The organism is Dietzia papillomatosis NBRC 105045, from assembly GCF_001570845.1.
Lineage (GTDB): Bacteria > Actinomycetota > Actinomycetes > Mycobacteriales > Mycobacteriaceae > Dietzia > Dietzia cinnamea.
In genome coordinates this window covers 1-8,095 of record NZ_BCSL01000075.1, presented here as the reverse complement: position 1 = coordinate 8,095, position 8,095 = coordinate 1, and the positions used below count along the sequence as shown (strand labels likewise).

Below are 8,095 nucleotides of genomic sequence, written 5' to 3'. Positions count from 1 at the left end.
AGGTCAGACGGCGCGGAACAGCAATGGATGCGTGGGGGGACGTCGCTGGTGCTGCGCCGCATCCGGATGACGATGAACTCGTGGGAGGAGATCGACCGAAACAGCCGCGAGCTTTCGGTGGGACGAAAACTGGACACGGGTGCTCCGCTCACTGGCACAGACGAGCACGACCCCGCAGACTTCACGGCGATGAACGAGGTCGGTTTGCCCGTCATTCCCGCCGAATCGCATATCGCCCGTGCGCATTCGCGCAACCGAAGCGAGACAATCCTACGTCGACCGTACAACTACGACGACACCCCGCAGCCAGGTGAGATCAGCAACTCCGGACTGCTGTTCGCCGCCTACCAAGCCGATCCGGTACGGCAGTATCTCCCGATCCAGCAACGACTCGCCGAGCAGGACATGCTTAACACCTGGACTGTGCCGATCGGATCAGCTGTCTTCGCCATTCCGCCCGGATGCCAGGAGGGTGGCTATATCGGCCAAGGAGTGATGGAGGGATAACCGTCCGAGGTACTGGCCAATGGCATCGACAGTCGGTTGACAGCCCGAGGCGGCGCACCGCACACGAGGGCGCCAGCTCCTCAGAACAGTTCAGAGCTAGCTCTGAACGGCAAGCGAATTGTTGGAGTACGGGTCGACGCCCTTCTGTCGGAGCCACTCCAGGGGATCCGCTCGATCTCGTCCCTCATTTGTCCAGACCTCGAAGTGCAGGTGAGGCCCGGTGGAAAAACCGCGATTTCCCATTAGGGCGATTGTTTGCCCTGCTTGTACGCGCTGGCCCGTGGACACTAGGACTTCCTCCATGTGTCCATAAACGGTCATCGTGCCCTCATCCGACATGATGCGCACCCAGTTGCCGAATCCTTGCGCTGGCCCGGCATCGATGACCATGCCCTCGCTGGCCGCCAAGATGGGAGTGCCGATGGCGTTGGCGATATCGGCACCGCCGTGGAGTGCCCCCCAGCGCTGGCCGAATCCGGAGGTCAGCGAACCGCTCGTCGGCATCGCTGCCTTCGGACGACGCGCGGTCTCCTCAGTGACCTGTCGGTACGTATCGATGGCCGTGCCGGTCATCAGCGAAGTGACCATGGAGGCGGCACCTTCGTCCGCGGCGTCCTCCCGTGGGGTGATGGGCTCAGGACTGCCAGGAAGTGGCACGGGCGCCTCTGCCTGGTCAGACGCAGTGGGAGGCACCTCGGGCGCGCTCGGACTGATCGTCGATTGGTGAGCGATCAGGTCGATGTGTTCACCGGAGGCGTCTTCATGCGGGGTGGCCAGAGCGCTGCCCGACGAGGTGACCGCCCCTGCAGCAACCGCGACCACGATGACCCGATCGCGGACGGCGGTTGCCTGGGAGGGGCGGCGATGTTCCCCGCGATGCCGAACCGTACCGTCGAGCCCCCAATGGTCGACTGTGAGCGAGTCTCCGTTGCGGCGAGCGCGCCTTCTCTTCACTGCCGCCGTGTCCCCTCTGTCGCTGCGCCGTGATGCTTTCGTGATCTTACCCGTGCGAAGGTAGTCGAGTCGATTCGGCCACTGCAAACCTCGGGGCAAGATGGCTCCCCCGTGCGAGGGTCGTTTGGCTGCTGCCCGCGGGCATGCGGGGCAGCCTCAAGGAGCTCGGCTTCAGTTCGAGCTCGGGCCCTGCTGTAGCACCTTCTCGGAGCGCGGTTCGGCACGCTCGTCCGCCGTGGCGCGGTGGGCACGTTCCCGCGTCTGTCCTCTACTGGAATGCCATCTGCGCCCGAGGGCGAGGAGGACAACCAACAGCATCGCCTCGCCCGCGGCCACGGAGATGCCACCTCCGACTTGCTGATCGCGAAGAAGATCAGGGATCCACGGCAGGTTGAGATCGCTGTACCAAGCCTCGGCGAGGATCGTTTGCGAGTTGATCAGCATAAGCCCGAAAAGGATATGAAACGACATCGAACTCAGGAGTATCAGGAATCTGGTGCGAGGGCTCACAGGTGTGGGTGTTTCATCCACGCCGATGATCACCCAGAAGAACAGGTAACCGCTGACCAGGAAGAATCCGTTCATGAACATATGGCCCAGGTGCTCGGAGATTAGCTCCTCGTACATGCCTCCGAGGTAGAAGAGGTAGAAACCAGCTACGAACTGCGCCCCGACGACGGCCGGGTGGGTGAGAAGCCGGGAGATCGGGTTGTTGATGAATTCGAGCAACCATTCGCGCGGACCGGGCGGATCTGCGGGTGCAGCGGCAGGTAGAGCACGGAGGGCGAGGGTCATCGGCCCCCCCATTGCGAGGAATATCGGCACGACGATGGACAGCAGAATATGTGCGGTCATGTGGGCGGAGAACTCGGCTCTCGCATACATGCCGAAGCCCGAGCTGGTGGTCAGAAAGAGGAACACACAGCCGGCCACCCACGAGATGGTGCGACCGGTCGGCCATCCGATTCCTCGCCTTCGCAGCGTTCGTAAGCCCCAGAGGTAAAGACCGAGCGCGACGACCGCCAGTGTTCCCGAGAGTAGATCGAACCGCCATTGCCCGACGATCGTGGCCATGGTGATCGGCCCGGAGAGTTGGAAGCCGATCAGCGATTCGTGAACGCTCGGGAGGTAGCGAGGTGCCGGCGGCGGGGTGCGGCCCAGAGATACAGCGATGGCCATAGTCGCGGCCATCAATCCAGCCTCAATGCCGGTGATACGAATGAGGATGCGCCGGCGAAGCGGTGCGTCGGGGTCCCGACTGTCCAGATCGGCGAGGATGCGGGCGCGTACCAGCAAACCACACAAGCCCAGTAGGGCCAGGGCGAACAGTTTAGCTACGACAAGCAATCCGTATGTGGAGGTGAGCAGGTCGGACAGGCGCAAACGGGTGAAGAGATTGATGACGCCGCTGAGTGCCATCACCACGATCGCCACGGTCGCGACCGCAGAGAATCGACGCAGTGCGAGCGCGACCTTCTTGCCTCCCCGCCAGGCGTGCACAAGCACGGCGATGAGGCCGCCGACCCATGCCGCGGCGGCAAAGAGGTGAAGGATCAGCGAATTGGTGGCGATGTCGTGCGCCACCGCGCCTGCCGCATGTCCCGTCGCCGCGACCGGCAGCAGTGACAATACGGTGACGGCGAGCCACACCGCCGACCAACGCCACGAGAGGCTGAAGCGCTGGCCGATGCCTGCAATCAAAGCCAGCAACGCAGCCCACCGCCACGATGAGGCGACCTCGATCTGTTCGACGGCGAGAATCCACTGCTCGGGCGGAAGCGAGGCGGATAATGGTTTGCCCGAAGTGTCCGAGAGGGTGAGCAAGATGAGCAGCGCGGCCGAGGCCGCCCATGCCAGATTCGCCCACGATGAGAGTCGCTGTGCGCGATACCCGGCCACGTCGAGGGTCCCATCGGGTGCCGCAGGTGTGAAGAACACCGCGAACATCGCGGTGCCCACCGCGACTGCGCAGAGCAATTCGGCGACTACCCGTGTGGCAGGTAGCCCGGCAGTGGTGAGGATCCCAGGGTCGGGAATACCCAAAAGGACCAGGGCCTGGGCTGTTGATAATCCGGACAGCATGACCGCTAGAGCGGCACCGATGACGAGCAGGACCAGAATGACCGGCCAGACAGGTCGGCGCACGCTCGCCAGAGGAGAACTCATGGGCTCATCATAGAAAGCTCAACCCCGAGAACCGGAATGGACGAAGGGGGATCGCGACCAAGGGGGTCCTGCTGTCGGCGGAGCCAGGGAAATTAGCGGGGCCCGCCGAGGCCGTCGCCAACCAGGCTTCGGGTTGCACCTCGAAGGCCCCGGAGTCGTTCGAGGTCAATCGAGAGGTCGATGGGTAGCCGCCTGGCGGGACACGGCGACGGAAAGGAAAGGTTCGGTCAGCACATTGAGGCAGCAGCACTCAATAATCGAGACGGTTACCTTGTCGCAGATGGCGCCGTCGTTCCGCGTCGAACCTGGTGCCGTAGCGATCGCGAACAGTCTTCTCGATGAGGCGCTCATGCGAGATGGGTCCGCTGGCGGTAGTAGCAACGGGACGGCCTGATGCGTCGGTAGCAGTATTGTCACCGTCGTCGGTCCGCCCCTGGGGGCCCTCGCCGGCGTCGTTTTCGAGGTCGATGCCATCGGCACGGTTGCGGCGGCGCTCTCGGATGTCGCTCCACAGGAAGTACCCGAAGCCAACTGGTGCTAGGACCCCGAACGCGAGCCACTGCAACCCATAGGACAGGTAGCTGCCCGCCTCGATGGACGGCGTCGGCACCGGCTCGAGCGACCCGGGTTGGTTTCCGGGGAGTTGGAGGTGATGCGGCACGAGGTCGAGGCCCACAAGCGGACCTATTGCGGAGGTTTCGACATTGCGCACCATGTGTCGACCATGCAAAACGATGGGCTCTGCTGGCGCATCGGTAGCCATTCGGAGCCTGGCGGTGATGGTCACGGGATCAGCCGGTACCGCAGGGTAGTCCGGCACCGAATTGTTCTCGCCGACTGGAACCCACCCGCGATTGATGAGAAGGTCAGTGCCCTTCTCGGTTCGAAAGGCGGCGAAGACCTGGTACACGGCTTTACCGTCGACCGCTCGTTGGCGTAGTAGAACTTCTGCCTCCGGAAGGTAGCGGCCAGTCGTCGTCACGAGGTGCCACTCGGACTGCTCCAGCGGAGTGTTGCCAGTCGTCAGCTCCGCCAGCGGCACCGGATCGGCCTCGATGCTCTCACGGAGTTGTGAGTTGCGTGCCTGTAGATCCTCATTCTTGCCCAACTGCCACGGTGCAAGCAGCGTGAAACACGCGTACACAAAAAGCGCGACGGCGATAACGGCGATCAGCCATCCCGACGTGATCGCACGAAAGAACCTCTGCACGCCGTTCACGGTAGACCCGGGACCAAAGCGGTCAATATCTGGGACCTCCGGTTCGCCGAGACCGCCGCGGTGGGCGCATCCGTCAGATGATGACACCGTTCGTCGCAAGCCACGACACCGAGTCGATCCACTGGCCGGCGGGGTTCTGCACGCCCAGGTGCAGATGCGGGCCGGTCGAGTCACCCCGGTTGCCGACTTCGCCGATCACCTGGCCGGCAGTGACCCGCTCGCCCACGGACACGTAGTTGGCGTTGTTGTGGCCGTACTCCAGGAGGTAGCCGTCGTCAGTCTGGATGCGGATCCACAGCCCATAGCCGGCGGCGGGCCCGGAAGCCACGACAGTGCCAGACTTGGCCGCGTACAAGGGAGTACCGATTGGAGCGCCGAAGTCGGTGCCACTGTGGTTGGAGCCCCACCGGGGGCCAAAGCTCGAAGTGACAACACCGTCGGTCGGCTTGTGTGCGTCGACGCTGCCAGGCAGCTGCAAAGAACCGAGCCCGAGCTGATCTAGCCCGGGAATCTGGCTGGCGTACGCGCGGACCTGCTCGGCCCCGATGCCGTGCTGAGCGCCGACCTCCTGGACCATCTGTCCGACCTGGTCGAGATCAGACGATTGGGCGGAGGCGGTAGGCGTGGCGCTCAGTGCTGCACCGCTAGCAATCGCCGCGCCGGCCAGGGTGGTGGCAGCCATGCGGCCGATTCCCGCAGAGTGGCGGGCCCGATGCCGGCCGGCAGGGGACGCAGTGGTCTCGACACCGAGCGAGACCATGAGATCGGCGAACGGTACAGCCCGCGAAGAGTTCGACATGCTGATTCCTTTGACGTGGTGATGCTTCCGGCTGGCCGCGGGCGGTCTCCGATTACTCTCGAAACGGTAACAGTTTCATATCGTCTTGTCTTGCGCGATCTCCGGAGACTTGAAACATCGCAGGTCAAACCGTTGCTGGTCCGTGCGCTACGGTCGATCTGGCCATACGTCTTGGTGGCCAGGCGACAACGGGCTCGGGTAGACGTCCGTCCGAAGAATGTATGAGGGAGTGGAATAAGGGGGCTCGTACAGTGGGGGCACAGACAAAACTGCAGCTGAGAGCTCGGGGATCGGGCCGAGCATGGCTGTTGGGCCCGGCCCTAGTCGCGGGTGTGGCCTACCTTGACCCTGGAAATGTTGCCGTCAACATGTCTGCCGGGGCTCAGTTCGGGTACTTGTTGGTATGGGTGCTTGTTGCGGCGAACGCAGCGGCGTGGCTGGTCCAGTACCTTTCGGCCAAGCTCGGGTTGGTTACTGGGTCGAGCATGGCTGAGCTTCTCGGTCAGCGCATCGCCAACCGGGCATGGCGTGTCCTGTATGGGTTGCAGGCCCAATGCGTCGCGATCGCTACCGATGTCGCTGAAGTCATCGGGGGCGCCGTCGCGCTGTGGATCTTGTTCGATGTCCCCCTTGTCGCCGGTGCTGTTATCACGGGAGTCATCTCCACAGGGCTTCTCTTGCTGCAAGCTCAACGTGGAGCGAGAACGTTTGAGTTCGCGATCATCGGCCTCATGCTCGTGATCGTCATCGGGTTCTGTTACGGCCTGTTCATTGCTCCGCCCGAGCCTGGTGCAGTACTAGGTGGCATGATCCCCCGCTTCGACGGCGCCCAATCGGTGTTGCTGGCAGCAAGTATTCTCGGGGCAACGGTCATGCCGCACGCAATCTACGCGCACTCCTCACTCGCCCGTGACAGGTTCGGTACAGAGAGGACCTACCCGCTTTCCCGGTTAATCAGGGCAACTCGGGTAGATGTGACTATCGCGTTGACGATCGCCGGGTCAGTGAACCTAGTGATGCTGCTTGTGGCGGCATCAGTGCTCCCCGGAGTGGCGGGCACTGAGACTATTGAAGGGGCTCACGCTGCGATCGAGAACACCCTCGGCACGACAGCCAGTCTTATGTTCGCAATCGCGCTATTGGCTTCAGGGCTCGCATCAACTGCCGTTGGCGCCTACGCGGGCAGCGACATCATGGGGGGCCTGTTTCGTACCCGGATGAAACTCCTCACCCGCAGGCTCATCACCATTATCCCATCCATTATTGTGCTAGCAGCCGGGGTTGATCCCACGTACGCGCTGATTCTGAGCCAGGTAATTCTGTCGTTTGGCATCCCGTTTGCGCTGGTGCCATTGGTGTGGCTCACTTCCCGAAAATCCCTCATGGGCGCCTCGGTCAATGCGCGCGAAACAACATTCCTGGGCTGGGCGATCGCTGCTGTAATCATTGCTTTGAATGTCGCGCTGGTGGCTCTCGAGACGGGAATTGCCTGAGTTACACCACCCTATGGTGCACCATTGTTGCTGCGGCATGTTGCACCGTCCGGAGGGGCTCCGCGTGGTGCGAACGCGTGGTATGAAACACGAGTCTCGACAACGGTCCGCAGGTGGCGACCTGCTCCACCATTCCGTCATTTCCCTGCGGTCAAGGTGGCGCAAGCAACGAAGCGCAGGCCCGAGATCCACCCACGCGCAGGTCGCGCTGGGGTTGACCGATACGAATGTGGGGAACGGTTCGGTGGGGTACAGAGTTCGCGCGATCGGAAACTCGACACCATTAGCTTGTCATAAGGTCTGGTTATCGGTGAAACGAGCGTTAGTAGGGCGCATTGCGTGCGGTGTTCCGCGATCGTGCGAGATGGGTGCCGACGAGTGTGAGTGCTCCGCCTATAGTCGCCCCCGCCCCGGTCAGGACCACTGCAGCTCCCCATGCCGGTGGATATATGACGCCTAGCGTCTGACCTTCGCCACCGACCAAACCGCGGGCAGAGCAAACCCATCCCGGGGGGAAATACGACCACGTTGAGGTCCAATCCACAGTGGAAGTCGGATCCGCCTCATCAAGAATTCGCTGGTATTCATCCCGCAGGGATTGGCGGGCCGGGGCATCACTGTATGTGCTAGTGCAACCGTTGTTAGCGCCAACATCCGGGCCTCTAATGAACAGGGCAAACCCGTAGACGATGGTCAGCGCGGCGACGCCGACGATAATCGCTGTGCGGCCGGCGAATGTACAAGCTGTCGTTGCCGAGTACGTGTTGCGCATTTTCGACCCTCCCGGTTCTGGCCTCGATGTTCCCTCGGTCGCCAGCCGGGCCCCGCACAGTCTGCGCGAGCAGACTGTCATCAAGTATCCACGCCAGGGTGCGGACGAGCGGCGTTTAAGGCGCTTTGAGCCGCTAGCTTTACAGAATCGACGTTATCGGCGTTAACATAATGGCTGGTCGGGCC

Annotated in this window: 6 protein-coding genes; 2 read left to right on the top strand and 4 right to left on the bottom strand. The window is 62.6% G+C overall.

Features of this window, described 5'->3' with window-relative positions:
• On the top strand, nucleotides 1-507 hold a 507-nt coding region (locus tag DPA01S_RS15570), incomplete at its 5' end, for a Dyp-type peroxidase (RefSeq protein ID WP_157076989.1).
• A 96-nt stretch (nucleotides 508-603) separates the two neighbouring features.
• Here DPA01S_RS15570 and DPA01S_RS17105 read toward each other — a convergent pair.
• From DPA01S_RS17105 to DPA01S_RS15550, 4 genes are all read right to left on the bottom strand, one after another.
• Nucleotides 604-1,095 carry a M23 family metallopeptidase gene (locus DPA01S_RS17105; protein WP_232303210.1) on the bottom strand — a complete coding sequence of 164 codons (492 nt, stop codon included), beginning with the start codon at nucleotides 1,093-1,095 and terminating at the stop codon, nucleotides 604-606.
• 537 nt (nucleotides 1,096-1,632) lie between these two features.
• Nucleotides 1,633-3,627, bottom strand: coding sequence for a bifunctional copper resistance protein CopD/cytochrome c oxidase assembly protein (locus DPA01S_RS15560; protein WP_061917737.1), 1,995 nt, complete (start codon nucleotides 3,625-3,627; stop codon nucleotides 1,633-1,635).
• A gap of 250 nt (nucleotides 3,628-3,877) precedes the next feature.
• On the bottom strand, nucleotides 3,878-4,837 hold the full coding sequence (locus tag DPA01S_RS15555) for an SURF1 family cytochrome oxidase biogenesis protein (protein ID WP_061917734.1): 960 nt from the start codon (nucleotides 4,835-4,837) through the stop codon (nucleotides 3,878-3,880).
• Between the two features lie 82 nt (nucleotides 4,838-4,919).
• Complete coding sequence (locus tag DPA01S_RS15550) at nucleotides 4,920-5,528, bottom strand: M23 family metallopeptidase (RefSeq protein ID WP_232303209.1); 609 nt, start codon at nucleotides 5,526-5,528, stop codon at nucleotides 4,920-4,922.
• A 338-nt stretch (nucleotides 5,529-5,866) separates the two neighbouring features.
• On the opposite strand from DPA01S_RS15550, the gene DPA01S_RS15545 reads away from it, so the two are divergent.
• A complete protein-coding gene (locus tag DPA01S_RS15545) occupies nucleotides 5,867-7,138 on the top strand; it encodes an Nramp family divalent metal transporter (RefSeq protein WP_061917728.1) in 1,272 nt (423 codons plus the stop codon).
• Nucleotides 7,139-8,095: the final 957 nt, after the last annotated feature.

Bases quoted from the DNA above. Each gene is read 5' to 3' on its own strand.
- DPA01S_RS17105 (WP_232303210.1), bottom strand. From the start codon at position 1,095: ATGGTCACTTCGCTGATGACCGGCACGGCCATCGATACGTACCGACAG.
- DPA01S_RS15560 (WP_061917737.1), bottom strand. From the start codon at position 3,627: ATGAGTTCTCCTCTGGCGAGCGTGCGCCGACCTGTCTGGCCGGTCATT.
- DPA01S_RS15550 (WP_232303209.1), bottom strand. From the start codon at position 5,528: ATGGCTGCCACCACCCTGGCCGGCGCGGCGATTGCTAGCGGTGCAGCA.
- DPA01S_RS15545 (WP_061917728.1), top strand. From the start codon at position 5,867: ATGAGGGAGTGGAATAAGGGGGCTCGTACAGTGGGGGCACAGACAAAA.